We start from the raw sequence: 22,485 nt of genomic DNA on the forward strand, positions 1-22,485 counted from the left end.
TGGTTAAAGGAAGCAGGGATAATTACGATTTCTTGTTCTTCTTGGCGATGGCGCGTGCCCGGATCTTCTCTGCATACCCTGGCTTGTTCTCCTGACGCTGTCTGGCGATGGCCAGATCATTGTCCGAAACGGAATGCGTAATGGTAGAGCCTGCAACAATAAATGCGCCCTTGCCCACTTTCACCGGTGCAATCAAATTCACATTACTGCCGATAAATGCATCATCTTCAATTTCGGTAATGGACTTATTATAACCATCATAGTTGACTGTAATCGCACCACAGCCGATATTAACGTTTTTGCCGACTTTGGCATCACCAACATAACTGAGATGGGATACTTTAGAGCCGTTATCAATCGTGGCGTTCTTCACTTCGACGAAGTCGCCCACCTTTACATCATCCCCCAGCTTGGCGCCTGGACGAAGATAAGCAAACGGTCCTACCGAGGTCCGAGAGCCGACTTCAGCGCTGCTGAGCACCGAATGTTTGACGCTGGCACCATCCGCGATAACGGAGTCCTCGATATCGGTATCCGGTCCGATCACGCAATCTTCACCGATCACCGTGTTCCCTTTCAGGATGGTACCGGGATAGAGCACCGTATCTGAACCAATCTTAACATCGGCTCCGATATAGGTTGAAGCCGGATCAATGATCGTAACACCGTTCAACATGTGCGTGCGGTTGATACGCTCTCTCATGAAGCCTTCGGCTTCGGACAGCGCCAGGCGGTCGTTGACGCCAATCGATTCCGCGTAATCATCCGTCTGATAAGCAAGCACGGTCTCGCCGGCTTGTTTCAAAATACCGATGCAATCGGTCAGGTAATATTCCTGCTGCGCATTCTGGTTGGTTACATTGTCCAGTGCAGCGAATAGCTTTTTATTGTCAAAACAATAGGTACCGGTATTAATTTCAGTGACTGCGTCCTCTTCCGGACTGCAATCTTTCTGCTCAACAATCCGAAGTGCGCTGCCATCCTCGCCTCGAATGACCCGGCCGTAGCCTTTCGGGTTATCCATATGCGCGGTAAGCACCGTAGCGGCAGCATTGTTGCTTTCATGAAGCTTCAAAAGATTCTCCAGTGTCTCGGACGTCACCAGCGGAGTATCCCCGCAAATGACAATCGTGGATCCCTCTTCGCCGCCAAGTAATTCCTTGGCTTGCTTCACAGCGTGACCCGTTCCGAGCTGCTGCTCCTGCAGTACATACTCGGCTGCGTCTTGCAGATAGGTGCGAACCGCTTCCGCGCCGTGGCCTACGACCACAACACTCCGTTCACAGTTTACCTGCTGTACGGTTTGTAATACATGTCCGACCATCGGCTTGCCACAAACAGGATGCAGCACTTTATATAGTTTGGATTTCATACGTTTGCCCTGCCCAGCGGCGAGCACAATAGCAAATCTTTTCAAGGGCCATGCCTCCTCCTCTTGAACTCACTACTGAATATATATCATTCTACAAAAAAAGAAAAGAGAGCCACAGGTATGGCTCTCTTTTCCTTGAACCCCAATTGTAAATCTTAAGCGCCTTCTTCAATCACTTCTTCTTCAGTAGCCGCTCGCTCATACTCGGCCAAGACAGCCGATTGAATTTTCTCGCGAGTACCGGAAGAAATGGGATGGGCAATGTCGCGGAATTCTCCATCAGGAGTGCGTTTGCTCGGCATTGCAACAAACATTCCATTGTTTCCGTCGATGACGCGAATGTCGTGAACGACAAATTCATTATCGATGGTAATGGATGCGATTGCCTTCATTCTCCCCTCAGAGTTAACACGGCGGAGTCTGACATCCGTAATTTGCATATGTGTTCACCACCTTTTTCCATCAGAGACTTGGTGTATAATTCCACACAGCAAACCAGAAATCCTTCTTTTTTCTAATACAAAATGTCCTAAAAACAGGAATTTTTTTTAGAATGTGATATTTTCGACAGACTTCGGGCTAATTCGAATGAAAACGCTATTATATCGACAAATATCGCGACTCTATTATTCGAAATAATTACCAGGGTTGACGGTAATTCTCTTCGTTTTGGAGTCCACATCACTTAAGATGGCCAGTGAAATATAGTCCTCCAGTAGTCTTTCCTCGGTTTCCACCGCTCCCGACTCCACCAGCACACCGACACCTGCGACTTCGGCATTAAATTCACCCAGCAGATCGACCATTCCTTGAATGGTACCGCCTGCCTTCATGAAATCATCCACAATCAGCACGCGGGAGCGCTCCTTGAGCGCCCGGCGGGATAATGACATGGTATGGATGCTCTTGTGTGAGCCCGATACATAATTGATGCTTACGGCCGATCCTTCCGTCACTTGATGGTCCCGGCGAACTAGTACGACCGGCAAGTTCAATTGCGCCGCTGTCGCATAGGCCAGCGGAATTCCTTTGGTTTCCACGGTCATGACCACATCGATATCCCGGTCAGAGAACGCCGTGGCAATGATCTTGCCCGCCTCGTTCATCAGCGAAGGTTGTCCGAGCAGATCAGACATGTATAAATAACCGCCCGGCAGAATCCGATCCGATTGCTGAAGCTGCTGGCACAGCTCCTCCGCAAACCGCAAGGCATGATCTTTGCGCAGCTTCGGAATGTATCTGACTCCTCCCGCTGCGCCGGCCAGCGTCTGAAGCTCTCCGAGTCCCTCGCTCTCGAACACGTCCTTAATGATCGCCAAATCCTCACTGATGGATGACTTGGCTGCTCCATATCGCTCGGCGAACGTTGTCAGCGGAATCAGCGTATGCGGTTTAGATAGTAAATATTGGGTCATATCAACCAATCGTTCGCTTCGTTTTAATTTTTTCACCTAGGGTTCCTCGCTAAATCCGAATATTATATGTTAAATATAACACCTTTGTACGTATTTATACAACTTTGTTTGAAATTCGACCCCGAATTGTCAAACATAACCGTTTCTAAGTCAGCAGGCGAACGGCATATACTTCCTTGCAGAATCCCCGCAGGCCGTTATAAATCCGGGCTACTTTGGATTCCTTGGAGACCAGGCCGAAGACGGTAGGGCCGCTTCCGGACATGAGCGCACCGTCAGCTCCCAATTTCAGCATTCCTTCCTTCAGCTGCTGAACTTCCGGGTGCATCCTCAAGGTAACTTCCTCCAGCACGTTACCCAGCGATTGGCACATCTGCTGGAAACTTCCTTGCGTGAGCGCTTCTACCATGCGCTCTGCCGATGGATGGCGCTGAATTTGCTCGCTGCGCAAACGGCCGTACACTTCCGCCGTCGACACATTGATCGGCGGCTTCGCCACGATCACCCAGCACTGCGGCGGGTTCGGGATCGGCGTGAGTATCTCGCCGCGCCCCGTAGCCAGTGCGGTGCCGCCCGTTACGCAGAACGGCACATCCGAGCCAAGCTCTGCGCCGAGTGCGAGCAGCTCCTGCTGGGGAATGCCCAGTCCCCAGAGGCGGTTCAAGCCTCGCAGTGTTGCCGCTGCATCACTGCTGCCTCCTGCGAGTCCCGCGGCAACGGGGATTTTTTTGTCCAGGTGAATATGCACACCCTTTTTCACGTCGTAGCGCTCTTTGATTAGTCTTGCTGCCTGAAAGGCCAAATTCTTCTCGTCCAGCGGTATGTACCCTGCCTGTGAGGTGATGATGATGGTGTCCCGCTTCTGTTCGGACATTTCGAGCCGATCGGCGAGGTCGATCATCGTCATGACCATCTCTACCTCATGGAAGCCGTCAGGACGTTTATGAAGTACATCCAGCATCAAATTGATTTTGGCCGGTGCTTTTTCGTATATTTTCAAGAACGTTCACCTATCCTTAGCTTTTCCCATATGCTTGAACTTAACATATTCGAGGAAAAACATCTAATGCCTCTATATTAACAAACTCAGGCTTTGAAGTCATGGGACCGTTTGATGGGGGTAAACAAACAGGGGCTCCCGCTTAACCGGAAGCCCCTGCCGCGTTATGGTCTTTCTGTTACAGATCGGATTTGCGGGCTGCCCGCTCGGCGAGCTCAATCGCCCGTTTTACCATGTTGCCGGCATCCTTGGCCTTAATGCCTCCCCAGCCTTCTTTTTCCACGGTATCGTAGAATCCCAATTCCTTAGCCAATTCGGTCTTCAATTGATCGGACATGATGCTTCGTCTTCTCCTGCTCATCAATCCCGCCTCCTTGGAAAATGTATTGAGTATGGCATGAACAGCATCCGGCGCGATGCAGTGGCTTTTTTTAAGAACCCTGCAAGCTTAACCTCCATCACCGCATATGGAACGGATGAAGAAGCCTTCGCGCAGCCTTAGTATGTGTTCAACCCCCTCTTGTCATTCCCCCCGGATCGATGGCAACAAAAAACAGCCTCCCTGTAAGTGGAGACTGCTCTCTCATGACATATCGTTATGACTTGATATAGGTGATTCGCATCTCGTTGTCATCACCGGTTACCATGATTTCCACGGTTTCGGTCAGAATATCGGCATAACTGTAGGACACACGTTTAAAAGTTTGCTGGTCTTGATCCAGCTTCACAATGAAAACAGAAGGGTACGTTTCTTCCAAAACACCAGTACGCTCGACGGTCTTCCGACGGCCACCGTTAGCCCGAAGCGTAATTTTTTGCCCTAAATGGGCATCGAGACTGCGTTTGATTTCCAACAGCGCGTTTTTAGCCATTGTCGACGACCACCTCTTTCCTTGTCCATTATACAAAAGATTCAGTCATTTGTCAATTCAAAAACATTAATTATATCAGCATCAAAAATATATTGTCAACGTATTTTTTTTGACCCTGTATTTCTCGTGTGCATTTGCTTTAATATGCGCTAAATTGACAAGCTTTATGTATTTTTTTTGACAACTTTCTTAAAGAATTGAAACAAAAAATAAAAAACCCCAGCTTGTGGGGTTCTTCTCGGGTCTTTCTCCAATGGCCGATACGCCACCTTCAGAACACAGTACGGACTTAACTAACCGAAGGCGTAACCTTCAACGTGGACAAATCCTGAAGCTTGGGCAGGCCGATCCGATAGCTGCCTCTCGTCTCGATTCCGCCCACGCCCTGGCTGCCGCTGATCGTATGATGAACGACATCATGGATGTTCACGGTATCCCTGACCGACGTATAGGCTGCCTTGGCGGCGACGTAGACGGGATCCAGCGCATGGATGAGGATTCGCCCTGGTGAGCTGGCAAAATTGGCTCCAGCCTGCAGCAGCGCTTCAAAATGCGATTGGCACGCCCCGGCTACAATGACCAGGGAATCCAGATTGCGCTCATATTGACGAGCTACCTGAATGGCCGTAACGAAGTTGTGTGAATTCTTATAGCTGTCCAGGCTAAATAAATCGTATGGCTGTCGTCTCTTCAGAACACCATCATGACCTGTAATTACAACGATATCAGGTCTTACCCGCGGAAGAAGACGATATAATGAATCGGCCATCCCCGACTCATTGATATAATGGCCTTCCGCTGGGACCCGAAGCTGATTGTACAAGGTCAAACTCTTTTTCAGGTATTGGGGATCTCCATCCAAATGCAGCACCTTGCCCGGCACGTCAAAATAACCTTTATCCGCAAGCTGTCCGCCTTCAATATTGCGCAGGCTCGCCAGTTGACGCTCGCCCTGCTCCTGTCTGTGCTTCTGCAGGCGGTCCAGCGACTCATTGGCTTTGATCTGTGCCTGCTTTGTTCGTTCGCTTAAGGTGGGATGCGGGACCGTGACCAGATCATCAGCGGGAGCATCGGCCAGTAACCGGAATTCCGTCCCTTTGATGACAATATTATTATTTTGCCGCATGCCTTCTACCCGGAACGTTACATCGCCGCCGTAGGATTTACGAACGACCAAGTCTCCCAAGTTCATCACAACATCACCCCTACCCTATGGTATGGGCTACTGTGACTATTGGTTCTTACGAAACATCAATTTATCGCGTTGAGACCTCGACGGGTCTTATGGGCTCTCTAATGGCTGTATTAACGTATATCCGCATTGTACAATATGTTGCTAAGCCGGGCATACTCTTCAATACTCAGGGTCTCACCGCGCCGTGAGGGCTCGATGCCCGCTTGCTGGAGCAATTGTTCCAGCCGTTCACGACCTTCCCCTGGAAAAAACCGGCTCTTCAGATTGTTGGCAATCGTCTTCCTCCGCTGTGCGAAAGAAGCCTGGACCACCTCGAAGAAGAACCCTTCGTCTTCTACGCTGACAGGAGGCTGTTCCCGGACCGCCAGGCGGATAACCGCCGATGCGACATTCGGCTGCGGGATAAACACCGTGTGCGGCACAATACAGACCAGCTTAGGTTCGCTGTAATATTGAACGGCAATACTAAGGCTGCCGTAATCCTTGCTTCCCGGTGCCGCTGCCATCCGCTCTGCCACTTCTTTCTGAATCATCACCACAATATTCTCCAACGGCAGCTTTTCCTCCAGCAGCTTCATGAGAATCGGCGTCGTAACATAATACGGCAGATTGGCAACCACACTTACCTTCGATACGTCCGCGAAATCCTGACGGAACAGCTCATGAAGATCGACCTTCAGTACATCCCCATGATGCACCTTCACATTCTCATAGGGCTCCAGGACCTCCCTCAGGATGGGAATCAGGCGCTGATCAATTTCGACCGCGGTGACGGTTCCTGCCGTCTGTGCCAGCTTCTCGGTTAATGCACCGATACCAGGACCGATCTCAAGAGCTCCCTTATCTTCATCCAGTCCTGCAGCTTCCACAATTTTATACAGAATATTCTGATCAATGAGAAAGTTTTGACCCAGACTCTTCTTGAAGGAGAATCCATGCCGTGAGATGATCTCCTTCGTCCGTCTTGGTGTTGATATATCCTCGATCCGATTCATTGGCTTACGCCCCCTTCTTCCAGTTGTGCAAGTGCGGCCAGAAATTCTTCACGCGATATTTGAAACATGGCCAATCGTTTATGGAATTGCTTGCTGTTGCAATATCCGATCCCCAGCAGATTTCCCATCGCCATACGTCTTGCCGCCGCCTCCGGGTGCGCTGATAATCCAGCCTCCAGCATGTCCTCCAAGCTGATCAGGCTCTCTCCACCCTCAAAGGAGGTATGAACCCGATCCAGCGCACGCCGTATCGCCTCTGGCGAGGCATTCTCCACGCCGATATCCCCTTTGCGGGTAGCATCTGCTTCGGGAATAAAGGCATGCTTGCAGCCAGGCACCCCCTGATCCACGATTTTGCGGATCCGCTCCCCTGCATGGTCAGGATCTGTCAATATAATAACGCCTCTGCGCTCCTGGGCAAGCGCTATGCGTTTCAGGATTTGCTTGTTGATCGCTGAACCGCCCGTTTCGATCGTATCGGCGTCTACGGCCCGTTTAATGGCAACGGTATCGTCTCTGCCTTCCACAACAATCACTTCTTTAATCATGCGTTCGTTCTCTTCCTTCCCAAGCAAAGCAGGCCTGTACAACTTTAAGGTTCAACCAACTTGGCCTTAAATACTCCGTTCTTAACAAAACAAAAGAAGAGGAAATATTCCCTCTTCTTGATCATCATATATTATAAGCTAAATAGTATAGCATTAGAATGGCAATGTAAATTGGAATTCATGCGTCTAGTTCAATTCAGGCTTAACCGGACCGATCACGTAAACGGTGCGGCCGCTCTTCCGGCCGAAATTCATGGCCGATTTCAACGAATCGTAATAAACATCGATTTTGTTGCCTTTGATGGCACCGCCCGTATCTTCAGCACGACGGAAGCCAATGCCTTCGATATAGACCCACCATCCGATTGGGATGATGTTAGGGTCAACGGCGATGGTGCGCCCTTCAGTAACGCGTGTGCCGGATGCAGTGCGCGTACCGATTCCTTGCTGCTCGGCGGAATACGCCGTCATCGACACGTTGTTCAATACCTTCTTGTATTTAAAATCAACGCCTGCGCGGGAGACTACATTGTTCTCCACAGCCTTGGCGGTCGTTACTTTTTTCGTGCCCGACAATTTAGCCGGTGTAGCTTTTACATCGGTGGCTGCCGCCTGAACGATAACAGGCTTCTCCACTTTTTTCGTGCCTACGGCAATGATTTTATCCTTCGTTCTGCGCTCAATCTCTTGGGAGACCTTCGTCTTGGAAACCAGCTTGCCATTGTGGTAGACCTTCTCGTAATGGTTCACCATGAGACCAGGCTCGCCCCGCTGAATGACGCGGTTATCGCCCTTTTCAAGCGATGGGTCGGCTGTCTTGATCACGCGGAATTCGCGGTCTTCCGTCTCCTTGACTTTTTGTTTCGTGACGCGAACGACATGGATATTCATATTGCTGGTCAGCTTCGTGTCTTGCGACGGTTGTACTATATCTTCACCCTGGATCGTAACGCCAGCCTCTTTGAGTACATGATCAACCGTATCCTGGGATGTAAATATGGTTTTGGTTGTGCTGCCTACCGTAACTTTGACTGGAATTGCCCGTTCAATGATAATTCGGTCTCCGTCCTGGATCGCGCCGTTCAGAGGCATCGAAATCTGATCCTGGGGACTCAACGTGATCGCTTGCTCATCCAGCAATTCCTGCAGCAACGATCCACGTGTTTCCACCGTAGTGACCCGGCCGTCGACGACAAGCTGAACCTCCTTGCCTGCCTGATCATGTACAACCAACGATATGAGAAGTGATACCGTAACGGCACCCATGGCGCCGAGCAACATCAGTTGACGCAAATTGTCATGCTTCCATCTCAATGCGTAAGACATGCTGGATGATTGTGATTCATGGGTTTCTTCAGGTTGAAAAATGCCCACTATTCCATCCTCCTTCATAGTCCCGCCGTCTAGGTAAACGCATGAATGCATTTGACGTGACTATAGCAATTTTTCTCACAGGGCATCCTGCTATCTATCTACACCCTGCGTCAATTCCCGTCTTCCGTCCATCTGCCATCACCTCCTGTTTACCAAGAGTATGATGATCCCTTCTCCATTATTCAAAAATAAAAGAAAGCCATTGAAAGAGTACTAGAGGCTCTAACGTGGCTTCCTGATGAATGAAATCATGGAAATGGTATGCACGAGATTTCCCCTCTTATTTCGCTTACGGAGTTAGCTGTCGGGTTCGGACGTAAGAGAGACGCCCTATATCCGGATACCCGCTCATGGCGAGATCCTTCAAATTCACCCCAAAGACCCGAAAAAGAAATCAAATACAGCTTCGTGCATTCAGACCAGTATGCACTGCAGTATCGGTTCCCCCGTTCTCCAGAATTTCGGAGATTAAGCGAGACGGTTCATGAAATATTCGGCTGCGATCTGCACATCACAGCTTCTTATCACTGAAAAGATGATATCCTGTTTACATGCAGGTTGTAAAGCAACATTCAACCACATTTTCTCATGTAAAAGGTTAAAATATTGTAATATCAACGCCTTTTCTGATTAAAAAACTTTAATTAATCGCGATTGCTCTCTTTTTCATCACTTTTGCTCTCGTTTTCGTTAAATGCCAAATCGTTCCAGCGCATTTTTGGTGGTAATTTGGGCCAATTCCTCATAGGACAACCCTCGAATTTCGGCTGCCGCCTCCGCCACCAATTTTACATATGCGGTCTCATTTCGTTTTCCGCGGAAGGGATGGGGTGTCAGGTAAGGCGCGTCCGTTTCGATCAATAATCGATCAAGCGGAACCTGTGCCAAAACCTCTTTGGGCTGCTTCGCATTCTTGAACGTAATCGGCCCGCCAAATGAGATATGGAATCCCATATCCAAGCACATTTTGGCCGTTTCCCAGCTTCCGGAGAAGGAATGCATGACACCGCCGACTTCGGAGGCCTTTTCCTCCCGCAAAATGTTAACGATATCTTCATGCGCATCCCGATTATGAATGACAATGGGCATGTTCAACTCCCGGGCAAGTCCGATCTGACGTCGAAGCACACGGTGCTGGACTTCTTTCGGGGATGTATCCCAATAATAATCCAAACCGATCTCGCCGATTGCCACCACTTTCTCATGACTGCATAAAGCAGCGATCCAATCGAGATCCTGATCCTCCATGGTAATCGCATCTACAGGATGCCAGCCCACCGCCGCGTAAATAAAATCATAAGTCTCTGCCAGCTTCATCGTGGTCGGGATCGTCTCCCGGTTAAATCCGATATTGATCATCCTGGTGACGCCGGCTTCAAGCGCCCGCTGGATAGCCGCTTCCCGGTCTTCGTCGAATTGGGGAGCGTCCATATGAGTGTGCGTGTCGAACAGCATAATAATCACACTCTCCTTCCTGTCGTTTCTGTGTCGTATATCTTCCATTAGTTGGGTAAATTACAAATGCACCAAGCGTTATTATTCCCACTGGGTTAATGTTGTTGTTTGAAAACACCGGCTATCTTCTCCGGCATTTGAGCCAGCAGCGGACCCACCTTCTCCTCCGGATAATAAAGATGGTATCGTCCTTTATGAATGCCGCTGATCGAGCGTACAATATCGGATACCTCCGAGATTTCCTTCAGCTCATCATGCCGATCTAGAAGCAGAATCTGTTTCTCGTTAAGCGGCATATCGGAATGAACTTTATCATAAGGAAGATCGGTTGGAAAATCAATCTCCAGGTCATATTCCGGATGTAATCCCACGGTACGGAACGCTTGGCGTATCCCGTCGATGGTTTCCAGATCGATATTGTCGATTTCTACATATTTGTAGAGCTTTCGGTGCATGAAACGGCCGCATAATTCGCTAAGAAGCTTGTCTTCTTCCTCCGTCCATTGCAGAAAGGAGGTTTGAATCAGGGCTTCATCAAGACGCAGGTATTGATTCACGTCAATATGGCCTGCAAACAACGCAGGAAGCGGCTCTACCATGAACCGGAAAGCATACCCGCTGTCATGCAGTTCTTTTGCCCGGCGGAAGATTTGGCGCAGGATGATCTCGGAGCTTCGCGTGACGGGATGAAAATATACCTGCCAGTACATCTGATACCGTGACATCAGGTAATCCTCCACGGCGTGCATGCCTGATTCCTTTACAACGACCCGATCCCGGTATGGCCGCAGCATCCGCAAGATCCGGTCAATATCAATCGTTCCATAATTAACCCCCGTATAATACGCATCCCTTAGCAAATAATCCATCCGGTCTGCATCCAGCGGACTAGTGACCAGGTTTATCACGATCGGTTTATCGTAGGTTTTGTTAATAACCGAAGCCACTTTCTCGGGGAAATCCGCTCCGAGCTCCCGCAGTACCTGATTGACGCAAGTATCCCCAAGCAGAATTCGGCATGTCCAATCCTCGTGATTCATATGAAAGGCTTCTTCTATAGAATGGGAAAAAGGTCCATGCCCCACATCATGCAGCAGGGCCGCGCAGAGCGCAACCTGCCTTTCCTCGACTGGCCAATCGGAGTATCCCCTTCGTTCAAATTGAGAGATGATTCTTCTCGTAATTTCATAGACTCCCAGTGAATGGGAGAATCGGCTGTGTTCAGCCCCGTGAAAGGTCAGAAATGAGGTCCCAAGCTGCCTCACCCGGCGGAGCCGCTGGAATTCCGGGGTATCAATTAATCGCCATATGATATCGTCTTGCACATGAATATAATTGTGGACGGGATCCTTAAACACTTTTTCTTCCGAAATTGGTGAATGCATTCCATCTCAACTCCTTATCGTTTCGATTTGGGTATTAACCGATAAACACTTCTTTTGACATCTAATGTCGAACCATGTCGAATAAGGTAAAATTACGCTTTCCAAATCGACAAATCGAAAATCACAGTAAAAATTGGATCGATTATGGTAATTACGTTGCTATACAAGGGTTCTGTTCACTATACTTTCGTAAATAGGTTCCGATTTTTCAAAAATATAGGTTGACTGTTTTGGGAATCGTTGGTACTATAAATAACATAAAAACTAGAACTATGTCGAATTATGACTTTTTTAAATTATGGCGAGAGGGGCATTTATAAGTTATGATGAAATCAACAGGAATTGTAAGGAAAGTCGATGAGCTTGGACGGGTCGTCATTCCGATCGAGTTACGCCGTACGCTTGGAATTGGTGAGAAAGATGCATTGGAGATTTATGTAGACGGCGAACGCATCATGCTTAAGAAATATGAGCCTGCCTGCATCTTCTGTGGTAACGCTGAGAATGTCACTTACTTCAAAGGTAAAATTGTTTGCCATGAATGTATCTCGGAAATCCCTACACCTGTGACAAATTAAGATTTTTAGTATATAATAGCATTATTACATTTTGTTAATTCTAACCTTTTTCATATCTCCTTGGTGCCTTCCTCGGCTATGAACCCGGCCGCAGGAGGGTCTTTTTTTTGAGATTAAAGTGTATAAGTTTACAGCGAAGCGTAAGCAATTCTTTAATCGCATTTATATGTTTTGGGGTCCCCGCAAAGTAATTGGAATACGCATCGAAGCATAGGCCCCACTTTGTGGGGCTATTTTGTTATCCCCCTGCGCCAAGTTATTTTATTACGACTCCGTCAGGAGCGCGTTATATATATCCCGCTTCGATACACCGCGATCACCCGCGGTTTTTTTCATGGCATCCTTGCGGCTTAGTCCTTCCCGCTCATAATGTTCCATATGCTCCTCCAGCGAAAGCTCCTGCCACCAGGCATTTTTCTCTCTAAGCTCCTCTTCTGCACTGCCGGCTTCAACCACCAAACAATATTCTCCCAATGGCGGATGCTCCGCGAGCCAGTCCAGACATTCGGAGATGCTTCCACGCAAGAATTCCTCATAGCGCTTGGTCAGTTCACGAGCCAAGGTCACCTTCCGATTTCCCAGTACCTCCTGAAGGATCTCCAGGGTCTTTTTCACGCGATGCGGAGATTCATAAAATAATAACGTTCCCTGCGCCGATTGCAATGCTTGCAGCTGCTGGATAATATCTTTACGCTCCCGCGGCAAAAAGCCGATAAACGTAAACCGTTCGGTCGGCAAACCCGACACGATTAAGGCGGAAAGGGCGGCATTGGCCCCCGGGATCGGAATAACCGAAATTCCTGCTTCAATCGCAAGTGAAACCAGATCACTGCCAGGGTCCGAAATCGCCGGCAGACCGGCGTCGCTGACGAGTGCCACATTTTTTCCTTCTATTATATAACGTATGATTTCGGGTCCGCTGGCCGCCTTATTATGCTCGTGATAACTAAACAGCGGTTTAGCCGGAATTTCGAAATGGGTCAGCAGCTTTCGTGACTGCCGTGTATCCTCTGCCGCGATAATATCGCATTCCTGTAGGATGCGCACGGCGCGATAGGTCATATCCTCCAAATTACCGATCGGCGTTGCCACCAAATACAGGGAACCCGGACTTCCCTCTCCCTGATCGGCATAACTTTGCTGCACAAGATTTCTCATTCTTTCGTCTCATCCTTATGTGTTCCGTAGTAAATTTCCATAAAATCCGGTCCGTAGTTTCCTTGCTCATCATACACGATTAGCGGGGGCTTCAGCCGAACCTCAGGCTTCCCGTCCCGAATCCCCTCGATAAGCACCATGTTCGCTTCCATATTCACGCGCGGATGGACAAATCGGATGACTTTGGGCTCAATCCGGTATTTGCTCATCAGCGTAATGATCTCCGCCAACCGTAGAGGCTTGTGGACCATGCTCATCTTCCCGCCTTGGCGAAGCAGCCTTGCACAGGATTCCATCACTTCCTCAAGCGTACAGTGAATTTCATGCCTGGCAATCGCCTGGTGCTCATTGAGCTTCAAATCGCTGCCATTCATCGGCATATAAGGCGGGTTGACCGTAATCAGGTCGTACGCTCCATAACCTTTTTCCTTGTACAGTTCCCGCAGATCGCCCTCATGGATCGTGATCTGATCCTGGAGATCATTCATCTCGACGCTCCGCCTGGCCATGTCCGCAAGTCTGGGCTGAATCTCAATCCCCTCGATCGGGGCGCCTGTACGAGTCGACAGCAGGATCGGAACAACCCCGTTCCCCGTGCACATATCCAAAATACGCCCCCTGCGCGGAATGCTGGCAAACCTGGCGAGCAGGACGGCGTCCATGGAAAAGCTGAATACCTCCTCACTCTGGATAATGCCAAGCTCATGGGTAAGCAGATCATCAATTCGCTCGGATGGATGCAATAACACTTCTTTCAAGTTCATAGTTTCAACCCTTTATCTCCATAATTCCAAACACGCGCTTTTGGTGTATCGGCTCTCTACATAGTACCCGATAAAATGAATACACAAAAGGCTGCTCTTCACATTGCATGACAAGCAGCCGTATGGTATTTTTCAATCGCGATCCTTACAGTATAACCTTTCCATTCTAGAAAAAAACCGTAGGCAGTTTCTCCTACGGCTTCTTATTTATTCAAAAATGACAAGCAGAACAGGCAATCCCCTTCCGTCCGCAGATGTCCATAATAGACATTGCAGATGTGGAAGCCTTCATGATACAGTCGAGCCAGGTTGTCATACCCCTCGCCGACCACATCTTCATGTTCCTCATCCTTCACATGAGGCTGAGGTTGTAAAGCCACTGGGTTTTCCAATTCTGCCGGATTGACTTCCCGCTTTAAAATTTTCCGGAGCTGTTCATTTTCAAGACTGAGGCGATGGTTCTCTTCCAGCAGTTCCTTGATGACCAGCTTAAGTCCACCCAGTTCACTGTGTATATGTCCCATCTGTGTTTCCAACTCTTGAATGAGCACAAAAATGTTTTTCTTCTCCAAGTCTACACCCCGAAAATAAACATTCTATTGGACTATTTGATGACAACGTCATCCATTGGAAGTTCTTTCACCTTTCCAATTTCAAACAGCTGAACATGAACCGTCCGCTTATCCGCATTCAGTCCGACTACTTTGCCTTCTCCAAGCGAAGTGACGACCATTTTCCCAGCGGATGGAAGCTCTTCTTTCACGCTTTCATAATTATCATGCTCAAACTTCAGGCAGCACATCAATCTTCCGCATAGCCCGGAAATTTTGGTCGGATTGAGCGATAGGCTTTGATCCTTTGCCATCTTGATCGATACCGGCTCAAAATCACCAAGCCATGAGGAACAGCACAGTACGCGTCCGCAAGGTCCAAGACCGCCGAGCATTTTCGCTTCATCGCGAACTCCAATCTGGCGAAGTTCGATTCTTGTACGGAATATACTGGCAAGATCCTTGACCAGCTCACGGAAATCCACACGGCCTTCCGCCGTGAAGTAGAAAATGATTTTGTTGCGGTCAAAGGTAAATTCCACATCAACCAGCTTCATTTTCAGTTCGTGATCCCGAATTTTATTTAAACAGGTGGTGAATGCATCCTTTGCCGCTTGTTTATTCTCTTCAACCACACGGGCATCAGAATCACCAGCGATCCGAATGACCTTCTTAAGCGGAAGGACAACGTCTGATTCACCGACCTCCTTCTTTCCTATCACAACTTGACCATACTCAATGCCTCTCGCGGTTTCCACAATGACGGATTGTTCCTTCTCCACGGGCAGGTCGAGCGGATCAAAGTAATATATTTTGCCCGCTTTCTTAAAGCGGACACCTACTACACTGTACAAAAATAAACCCCCTTGTGCCTGTACATAATGGCCATTCTGCGGACCTGGGGGTGTGCTCACGCCGGAGTGTTACCGCCCAAACCCATCAATAACTGCTCTAAACTGAGCTGTCCATTGACATTATAGCGTAACTTCTTCTGACACTCTGCGGCCAAATCCATGTATGACACCCACTGTGCTGTGCTGCGGGTTGATGCATGACCAGAGATATACTCTGCCTGATCTATGAAAACGAGAGACTCTTTCCTTCCATACTGGACATGGATCATGTCCTTAAACCATAAATGAAACATACTGAACAATAGGTCCAGATGATCTGAGAGCTCGGTTTTGAACACTTTTTGACTCGCTGTGATGATCGCAGAGCCACTGCGGTTCAAAGACTCCTTCCCTAATTGTAACACTACGTTTCTAATTTCTGCAAACCAATTCTCACTCAATATTTTCCTGCACTCATCAAGTCCTGACGAAAGATGAACTGCGCAGCGTACAAGTGCGGCAGGATAACCCTCCCCTACAAGAACCTTCTCCATCATCTGAGGATCTAAAGCCCGGAATGGAACCTGCTGGGATCTCGATTGAATGGTGGGCAGAAGGGCTTGTCCGTTCTCGGCAATCAGAATAGCTACAGCCGGTGCTTGCGGTTCCTCCAGAAATTTTAGCAGGCTGTTGGCTGCCTGGGTGGTCATCTTCTCCGCCCGGTCAATGATATAAACCTTAGGATTGCGGTTCTCCGATCGATAGGAGAATATACGCTGAAGATCACGAATCTGATCGATCTTAATGCTGGCTCCATCAGGCTCAACCAACGTAAGGTCGGGATGGTTGCCATGATCTACCTTGCGGCATTCCAAACACTGACCGCAGGCATCGTCCTCAAGTTCCGTACAAAACAAAGCCTTGGCAAACGTAAGCGCCGTCTGCATCTGTCCGGCACCACTCGGGCCGCTAAACAGATAGGCATGACTGACCGCATTACGGCGCAAGGCATTTTGCAGCAGTTGCTTCGCAGTCTCTTGACCTACGATATCATTAAAAGACATAAGTCCTCACTTTCTATCAATCCCTCATGACCCTCCATTACGGAGCAATCATGAATCACGATACGATCCCTTGCTTCTTGCGGCTAGAATACAAGATTGATCAGCATGCCGCGAATTTCACCAACTCGGTTCAGCAGATCGATTCTCCCCTGCTCCGTATCCAGCAGTTCATCCGCCATCGCAAGCAGCGCAGAATCGACTTCATCGATTACATTATAACGCTTGCCGCGTCCCCGGCGGTCCCAGCCGCGCGTTTCCTTCATTTTCACACCGCGGCGTACCGTCTCCTCCAGGAATCGGCGAACCATCAATTTATACGCTTTTAGCTCGCGAACGGTCATCGCCTTTGCCAAACGATCCCCTTGCATTGCAATTTCACGCATTTGACGACTCAGCTCTTCATGGGTTGCACGATCTCCCTGCTGCTGCATCATATCCGAGAACGATCGCTTCTGAATCGGTCTGGCGTTGCCATCCGGCACCGTGAGTTCACTTTTCATGGGCCGAAAGCCCGGATTGATCTTCACCTGAATCCACCGCCTATTGCGTTATTCTTTGCATCTAATAAAACGGAGGCATCCGGTACGTTCATATCGAACAAACCTGTGCCTCACGTGAACGTACCTTGAAATGGACTACTTGTCAAGCGATTCACTGACAATTATCAATAAATGGGACGATTATCCGGAATCCATCCAATTCATCCATCTATTAAGATCATCTCCCGAGTGCGGCGATCTACGGTAACTATTTTTATTATGATACAGAAGTGGTTCAGAAGACTTTGGTTATAGGAGAACACAGCCGTCAAATATCCCAATAAAAACATCCGTTACGTATCTATCGCAGATCCAGAAAATGAATTTAGAAATGCTCGAATCGTTCTACAGGGAGAACAAACACCGTTGCGCCACCAACCTGAACTTCGACAGGAAGCGGCAAGTAGGAATCGGTTGTACCACTCATAGGGGTTACCGGAGTGACCAGCTGTTCACGAACCTTACAGCTTGTGCGAATGACGCTGAGCACACTTTCAACCTGTGAATCGTCTACCCCGATCATAAAGGTGGTGTTCCCCGCCTTCAGGAAGCCGCCTGTACTTGCAAGCTTTGTTGCCCGAAAATTAGCTTTGACCAATGCGGCGGAGAGACGGTTGCTATCTTTATCCTGGACAATCGCAACAATCAATTTCATGGTAAACCCTCCTTGTTTATTTGGACATCGTATGTCCTTAACACTACTTATTTGACAAACAACCTCAAAAATCCTTTAATATCGCGTCTTCCAAGTGACGAATCATTTCTCTTTCCACCTGAGCCGGCGTCTTGGAAGCATCCACGATGCGAATTCGATCCGGATTACGCTCTGCTACCAATAGATAGCCTTCCCTAACTTTCTCATGAAATGCCATGGTCTCCATATCCAGCCGATTCATTTCCCGGTTTGCATTCGCCGTGATCCGTGACATGCCAATCTTCGGCTCCACATCAAACAACAGCGTTAGATCCGGCATGCGGGTATCGATCGCAAATTGATTGATGTCCCATACCTCCTCCATGCCCAGTCCGCGTGCATATCCCTGGTAAACCAGACTGCTGTCCACGAATCGGTCACACAGAACAGTCAAGCCCTGACTCAAAGCCGGCTCCACCTTCTCCACAAGATGCTGGCGGCGGGCTGCCGCATACAACAATGCTTCTGTCCGTGCATCCATCGCGGTATGCTCCGGATCGAGAATAATGGAGCGGATCTTCTCCGCAATCTCAATACCGCCGGGTTCGCGTGTGATTAGATACGGAATCGAATGATTCTGCATAAAGGCGGCGAGTCTGCCCATCATGGTCGTTTTACCGGATCCGTCTCCTCCTTCGATGGTAATAAATAGTGGTCTGCGATTATTCATAGCGTATCCTGCTTTCATCATTTGTTGATCATGGAGCTCAAAGTTATACGCTCCGGTAGATATACCAACGTATAGTGGAGTCCCTTCCTTCACGTTTCCTTATAAACGACAATGGTTTCCAGCGTCGGATCGGATATCCCCTGGCATTTTGCCCCCGCATTCCTTAATCCCATAAGCCTCTGTTCCATTCCCACTGAGATGTCTTCACCGGAGTATAAGATCGGTATACCTGGTGGATAGGGAATAACCATCTCTGCTGCCTTTCGACCAGCACTCTTCTCTAAGGGCACCGATTCCAACCTCTCCCTCTCAATCGGCCTAAGTGAGAAAGGAATTGGGGCCGAATAAGGAATCTCCGAGGACAAATTGTTCCACGTGGAAACATCGAAAATCCGTTTTGCTTCAGTTAACAAGTTAGCACCGACATCCGAATCATTGGAATCCATATTCCCGTGGGCCATTAGCGGCTCATAACTCGTGAAATCCCCCTGATCCCGCAATGTCCGGATCAGGAATTCCGTGCTCTCTGCCGTAGTGCCTGGTTCGGTTCCGATCCCTTCTGTCTTCTCCCCCTGCTCTACAATATGCACAAGAGCCCATAAGACGTGATTCGCATCTTCCCGAGTCGATCCCAGCGTAAACAATAAGACGACGTGCAGCTCGTCGCTCATCTCCGGCACACAGCCGCGCGCCTCTAGTGCGCGCTGGAGTGCATACCCGCTCAGGGACCCGGTGCGGTCATAAATGACCGCCTTGAACGGGTCCTGGTGGGTATACGCCGCAGCGGCTGTGCCCGCGGCGCGTTCCCCGGGCTGCAGCGGCTGCAGCAGCCCGAAGCGCGGCAGCTTCGCGAGGCCGCGCCGGAAGGCCTCCACGGCGGCCAGGCCAGCCGTGAAGGCGCCAGCGCCCTGCGTGTGCAGCAGGCGCCGCGCCAGATCCAGCGAAGCCATGAGCGGGTACGAGGGGCTGGAGCTCTGCACCATAGCCAGCCGCTGGCGCAGCAGGCTCCGGTCGAGCAGCCCGCCCTGTACATGCAGCATGGCTCCCATCGTCATCGCGGCTAACATCTTGTGCGTGGATTGGACCACGCCGTCCGCGCCGCATGACAAAGCATTCATCGGCAGCTGGGGATGCTGTCCGTAATGAGCTCCATGCGCTTCATCCACGAGCAGTGGAATGCCTCGCTCATGGCAAGCATCCGTGAGCGGTCTTAAGTCGCTCCCCATCCCGTAGTAGTTCGGCATCGTAATGATCGCGCCCCGGGCCTCAGGGTAGGCCTCAAGAGCCGCTGCCAGTGTAGCTGCAGATGGAGCAACGGCTAAACCGCTCTGCTTGTCCATCTCCGGCTGAAGAAATACCGCCTGTGCACCGGCCAGCATCAATCCGTTCAAGACGGACTTATGTACGTTCCGCTGAACGAGCAGAATATCCCCCGGTTCGCGGCATACTGTCAGGATCAGCGCCAGATTGCCGGCCGTACTCCCGCCCACCAGGAAGAAGCTTTCCTCTGCGCCAAAACAATCTGCCGCCAGCTCCTGTGCTTCCTGAATAACGCCTTCAGGATGAAATAAATCATCGGTCCCTGTAATTTCCGTCACATCAATGCGCATGGCCTCTCGCAGCATCTCCGTAGCATTACCTTCTCCCGCATATGCCCTGCCATTTTTATGACCAGGTACGTGAAACGATGAAGCCCCACGTTCCCGATACCCCATTAAAGCCTCTGCAAGTGGGGCACGCTCTCTATGTGTAGTCATCGACATATCCCTTCGGATTACATTCTCTAACCTATTTTAACGCAATTTGAAACCTACGCCTACGTCTCCATGAACGGAAAATCCCCTCTAAACAAAAAAAGGCCTCTCATTCAGGCCCATTTGACGCGTGTACCGGCATCTATGCATTTTTTGGCATGGCAATCTGTTTTAATTGACGGATGAAAAAATGATATTTGGCATCTTCCGCGCTGGTATGAACGATTTCGGATTCACATTCCTCGCATACGAATTGCGATACAATGGTAATCCCCTCTGTCTTCGTTTGATTGCATATGATACACACGTGTTCGGTCAATTCTTCCATAACCATCCCACCTTGATCCTTTTCCTATTAGTATGACACAGTTTCTATTATTTTAAACCTTTTCATAGGATATCGGTCTACGCTTTATTTATATGTACCCCTTGGTGGCCTTGTGTCTGTACCTTTTTTTTCAGCTTAATAAAAATATGATTTTGTCCGATAAAAACATAAAAGACTTAAACTTCTCGTCTATCGAAATTCACTTCTACTTAAAGGGGGACGGCATAGCCCAATGGCAGATCCACATGGTCAAGCCACCTTTTATCACTATCGATTAATTAAGAAAATCCAAATTTCCAAAAGCTTGCTCATCCTCTACTTAAGTCTGCCTTGGCTTGCTGCGGCTGCAGGGACATTTTGGGTATCACCGTATTTCCTGCTTTATCTGCTAATCGCCTTTCCGCTTATGTTATGGATCCAGTATGTCGTTGGGCATACCGTGCTCATCCTATTGGGAACAAGCTACCGGAAACGTTGGCGCTTCCGTCTGAGGTTGCCTTGGCTTGGTTATATACCGGATCAACACGTCAGCCGTCGCGTATTTAATTTGGTGCAGTTCTATACCTGTTGGGTAGGGATTGTCTTAAGCGCTATCATGGCCTTCTGGTCACCGCTGCCTTTTGCGATCACACTTCTGTTCTGGCATCTGTGGTTCCTTCTCCCACGCGGCTATACCATGCTGCGTTTGAGCGGCCAGCGTAAAGATGGCATGTTGAAAATGAATGAACAGGACATCTCCTACTACCTGCAATAATATTAGAATTCTGCGTCCATCACTACATAGCATTATAAATCCTTTTTCGTTTCATAATTAAATAAAGACCTCATTCCGAAGTCGGAAAGAGGTCTTTATTCATTTGCTTTATTGCTTTCCAATCCTTGTATGACTTGTTTTTTAAGCTGAGTCGGAACCGTGATTATAAGGAAATCGTCATGCACCGATAGGTGGACGATACTTTTGCCTTTTTCAAATACTAACGAAGCACCGTTATCTTCAACTTCCTTCTGCTTCCATCCCCATGACTCAATCTCTTCCAGGTAAGCTTCAGGAATGCTGTCGTCTTCCTTCAAGCCAGGAAGCGCATACCGTACATAATCCAAGTCACTATTACCTGTGGTTTGCTCCGTTTTATTCGCTTCCTTCGGAACCGGGAATGACTTCACATTCGCCGCGCCGTCAAAGGTTTTCCAGCTTGGTTCTGTGGATGCCCCACATCCGGATCCGATCAACAATATCGTAACCGCACAGATCATCCCTGCCACATGCAAACCACTTTTACACAACATGTAATTGTCCTCCTTCCCCCACAATAACCGGTCTCCAGATGAGTATTCATAGTTGGTTGGTTAATGGAGAACCTTCCAATCAGGCCTTATTTCCTACAGCCTGCGCAAATCGGTAATCACTTACCCGTTTATGCCTAATTCTATTATACTGATTTTTGGCATGGTATCGGTAACAAAATCTTCATCTGTTTACGTCAATTTTATGATCATGTTATATAACAGAGATGCTGCTGACAACACGCTGCAGCAAATATCATTAGTCGGACAATCTCTAACTCTACATTTCATCTAAACTTCAATAAAAACAAATAAAAACCACCATCGATTACATCGACAGTGGTTTTTCGCTTGGCGACGTCCTACTCTCCCGGGACCCTTCGGTCCAAGTACCATCGGCGCTGGAAGGCTTAACGGTCGTGTTCGGTATGGGTACGCGTGGAACCCTTCCGCCATCGCCACCAAACGGCTCAGATGCTTGATCACCTGAAAACTAGATACGAAACGAATTTGCAGCACATTGAAATATGTTGGATAAGCCCTCGACCGATTAGTATTGGTCAGCTCCATGCATTGCTGCACTTCCACCTCCAACCTATCTACCTCGTCGTCTTCAAGGGGTCTTACTAGTTGGGAAATCTCATCTTGAGGGGGGCT

At 48.9% G+C, this 22,485-nt stretch carries 25 protein-coding genes, 2 rRNA genes and 1 riboswitch; of the genes, 2 read left to right on the plus strand and 25 right to left on the minus strand.

Going from position 1 to position 22,485, the window contains the following annotated elements; all coding sequences use genetic code 11:
* Positions 1–22: 22 nt before the first annotated feature.
* The 12 genes from glmU to ACETK5_RS32360 form a co-directional block, all read right to left on the minus strand.
* Positions 23–1,417, minus strand: a complete 1,395-nt coding sequence (gene glmU, locus ACETK5_RS32305) for a bifunctional UDP-N-acetylglucosamine diphosphorylase/glucosamine-1-phosphate N-acetyltransferase GlmU (protein WP_394059688.1) — start codon at positions 1,415–1,417, stop codon at positions 23–25.
* Between the two features lie 110 nt (positions 1,418–1,527).
* Positions 1,528–1,812: a septation regulator SpoVG gene (gene spoVG, locus ACETK5_RS32310; protein WP_006207419.1), complete on the minus strand. Its 285-nt coding sequence runs from the start codon at positions 1,810–1,812 to the stop codon at positions 1,528–1,530.
* A gap of 186 nt (positions 1,813–1,998) precedes the next feature.
* Positions 1,999–2,823 carry a pur operon repressor gene (purR, locus tag ACETK5_RS32315; protein WP_100541652.1) on the minus strand — a complete coding sequence of 275 codons (825 nt, stop codon included), beginning with the start codon at positions 2,821–2,823 and terminating at the stop codon, positions 1,999–2,001.
* A gap of 109 nt (positions 2,824–2,932) precedes the next feature.
* Positions 2,933–3,787 (minus strand): 4-(cytidine 5'-diphospho)-2-C-methyl-D-erythritol kinase, encoded by an 855-nt coding sequence (ispE, locus tag ACETK5_RS32320; RefSeq protein WP_394059689.1) that lies wholly within the window; start codon positions 3,785–3,787, stop codon positions 2,933–2,935.
* A 178-nt stretch (positions 3,788–3,965) separates the two neighbouring features.
* Positions 3,966–4,148, minus strand: coding sequence for a small, acid-soluble spore protein, alpha/beta type (locus ACETK5_RS32325; protein ID WP_009591920.1), 183 nt, complete (start codon positions 4,146–4,148; stop codon positions 3,966–3,968).
* A gap of 235 nt (positions 4,149–4,383) precedes the next feature.
* Entirely contained in the window at positions 4,384–4,659 is a 276-nt protein-coding gene (gene veg, locus ACETK5_RS32330; protein WP_006207415.1) for a biofilm formation stimulator Veg, read from the minus strand.
* A gap of 289 nt (positions 4,660–4,948) precedes the next feature.
* Entirely contained in the window at positions 4,949–5,851 is a 903-nt protein-coding gene (yabG, locus tag ACETK5_RS32335) for a sporulation peptidase YabG (protein ID WP_326116294.1), read from the minus strand.
* A 113-nt stretch (positions 5,852–5,964) separates the two neighbouring features.
* Complete coding sequence (gene rsmA / locus ACETK5_RS32340) at positions 5,965–6,849, minus strand: 16S rRNA (adenine(1518)-N(6)/adenine(1519)-N(6))-dimethyltransferase RsmA (RefSeq protein WP_326116292.1); 885 nt, start codon at positions 6,847–6,849, stop codon at positions 5,965–5,967.
* A complete protein-coding gene (rnmV, locus tag ACETK5_RS32345) occupies positions 6,846–7,397 on the minus strand; it encodes a ribonuclease M5 (RefSeq protein ID WP_394059693.1) in 552 nt (183 codons plus the stop codon). Before rnmV ends, rsmA begins: the two co-directional genes overlap by 4 nt.
* 186 nt (positions 7,398–7,583) lie before the next feature.
* Entirely contained in the window at positions 7,584–8,771 is a 1,188-nt protein-coding gene (locus ACETK5_RS32350; RefSeq protein WP_326116291.1) for a G5 domain-containing protein, read from the minus strand.
* A 270-nt stretch (positions 8,772–9,041) separates the two neighbouring features.
* Positions 9,042–9,256, minus strand: a riboswitch (cyclic di-AMP (ydaO/yuaA leader).
* A gap of 205 nt (positions 9,257–9,461) precedes the next feature.
* Positions 9,462–10,229 carry a TatD family hydrolase gene (locus tag ACETK5_RS32355; protein ID WP_207797563.1) on the minus strand — a complete coding sequence of 256 codons (768 nt, stop codon included), beginning with the start codon at positions 10,227–10,229 and terminating at the stop codon, positions 9,462–9,464.
* A gap of 92 nt (positions 10,230–10,321) precedes the next feature.
* Positions 10,322–11,611 carry an HD domain-containing protein gene (locus tag ACETK5_RS32360; protein ID WP_100541659.1) on the minus strand — a complete coding sequence of 430 codons (1,290 nt, stop codon included), beginning with the start codon at positions 11,609–11,611 and terminating at the stop codon, positions 10,322–10,324.
* Positions 11,612–11,934: 323 nt separating this feature from the next.
* Here ACETK5_RS32360 and ACETK5_RS32365 point away from each other — a divergent pair, with 323 nt between their 5' ends.
* Entirely contained in the window at positions 11,935–12,189 is a 255-nt protein-coding gene (locus ACETK5_RS32365) for an AbrB/MazE/SpoVT family DNA-binding domain-containing protein (RefSeq protein WP_006207408.1), read from the plus strand.
* 264 nt (positions 12,190–12,453) lie between these two features.
* Here the strand turns inward: ACETK5_RS32365 and rsmI are convergent, their stop codons facing one another.
* The 10 genes from rsmI to ACETK5_RS32415 all read right to left on the minus strand — a co-directional run bounded on the left by rsmI (position 12,454) and on the right by ACETK5_RS32415 (position 20,544).
* On the minus strand, positions 12,454–13,347 hold the full coding sequence (gene rsmI, locus ACETK5_RS32370; protein WP_394059690.1) for a 16S rRNA (cytidine(1402)-2'-O)-methyltransferase: 894 nt from the start codon (positions 13,345–13,347) through the stop codon (positions 12,454–12,456).
* Positions 13,344–14,111: a tRNA1(Val) (adenine(37)-N6)-methyltransferase gene (locus ACETK5_RS32375; protein WP_394059691.1), complete on the minus strand. Its 768-nt coding sequence runs from the start codon at positions 14,109–14,111 to the stop codon at positions 13,344–13,346. Before ACETK5_RS32375 ends, rsmI begins: the two co-directional genes overlap by 4 nt.
* Positions 14,112–14,314: 203 nt before the next feature.
* Positions 14,315–14,683 carry a DNA replication initiation control protein YabA gene (gene yabA / locus ACETK5_RS32380; protein ID WP_009591928.1) on the minus strand — a complete coding sequence of 123 codons (369 nt, stop codon included), beginning with the start codon at positions 14,681–14,683 and terminating at the stop codon, positions 14,315–14,317.
* Positions 14,684–14,715: 32 nt separating this feature from the next.
* Positions 14,716–15,516, minus strand: a complete 801-nt coding sequence (locus ACETK5_RS32385) for a PSP1 domain-containing protein (protein ID WP_071221096.1) — start codon at positions 15,514–15,516, stop codon at positions 14,716–14,718.
* A 56-nt stretch (positions 15,517–15,572) separates the two neighbouring features.
* Positions 15,573–16,559: a DNA polymerase III subunit delta' gene (gene holB, locus ACETK5_RS32390; protein WP_100541662.1), complete on the minus strand. Its 987-nt coding sequence runs from the start codon at positions 16,557–16,559 to the stop codon at positions 15,573–15,575.
* Between the two features lie 83 nt (positions 16,560–16,642).
* On the minus strand, positions 16,643–17,086 hold the full coding sequence (locus ACETK5_RS32395; RefSeq protein WP_100541663.1) for a YaaR family protein: 444 nt from the start codon (positions 17,084–17,086) through the stop codon (positions 16,643–16,645).
* A gap of 337 nt (positions 17,087–17,423) precedes the next feature.
* Complete coding sequence (locus ACETK5_RS32400; protein WP_006207400.1) at positions 17,424–17,753, minus strand: cyclic-di-AMP receptor; 330 nt, start codon at positions 17,751–17,753, stop codon at positions 17,424–17,426.
* Positions 17,754–17,817: 64 nt separating this feature from the next.
* On the minus strand, positions 17,818–18,462 hold the full coding sequence (gene tmk, locus ACETK5_RS32405) for a dTMP kinase (protein ID WP_326116286.1): 645 nt from the start codon (positions 18,460–18,462) through the stop codon (positions 17,818–17,820).
* An 89-nt stretch (positions 18,463–18,551) separates the two neighbouring features.
* Entirely contained in the window at positions 18,552–20,219 is a 1,668-nt protein-coding gene (locus tag ACETK5_RS32410) for an aminotransferase class I/II-fold pyridoxal phosphate-dependent enzyme (RefSeq protein ID WP_394059692.1), read from the minus strand.
* Between the two features lie 139 nt (positions 20,220–20,358).
* Positions 20,359–20,544, minus strand: a complete 186-nt coding sequence (locus ACETK5_RS32415) for a sigma factor G inhibitor Gin (RefSeq protein ID WP_071221101.1) — start codon at positions 20,542–20,544, stop codon at positions 20,359–20,361.
* A gap of 232 nt (positions 20,545–20,776) precedes the next feature.
* Here ACETK5_RS32415 and ACETK5_RS32420 point away from each other — a divergent pair, with 232 nt between their 5' ends.
* On the plus strand, positions 20,777–21,298 hold the full coding sequence (locus tag ACETK5_RS32420) for a hypothetical protein (RefSeq protein WP_100541666.1): 522 nt from the start codon (positions 20,777–20,779) through the stop codon (positions 21,296–21,298).
* Positions 21,299–21,393: 95 nt separating this feature from the next.
* Here the strand turns inward: ACETK5_RS32420 and ACETK5_RS32425 are convergent, their stop codons facing one another.
* From ACETK5_RS32425 to ACETK5_RS32435, 3 genes are all read right to left on the minus strand, one after another.
* Positions 21,394–21,831 carry a hypothetical protein gene (locus ACETK5_RS32425; protein ID WP_100541667.1) on the minus strand — a complete coding sequence of 146 codons (438 nt, stop codon included), beginning with the start codon at positions 21,829–21,831 and terminating at the stop codon, positions 21,394–21,396.
* Between the two features lie 346 nt (positions 21,832–22,177).
* Positions 22,178–22,294 (minus strand): 5S ribosomal RNA (gene rrf / locus ACETK5_RS32430).
* A 64-nt stretch (positions 22,295–22,358) separates the two neighbouring features.
* A 23S ribosomal RNA gene (locus ACETK5_RS32435) occupies positions 22,359–22,485 on the minus strand; the annotation flags it as partial.

The organism is Paenibacillus ilasis (assembly GCF_043195395.1).
Classification (GTDB): Bacteria; Bacillota; Bacilli; order Paenibacillales; family Paenibacillaceae; genus Paenibacillus_AQ; species Paenibacillus_AQ lautus.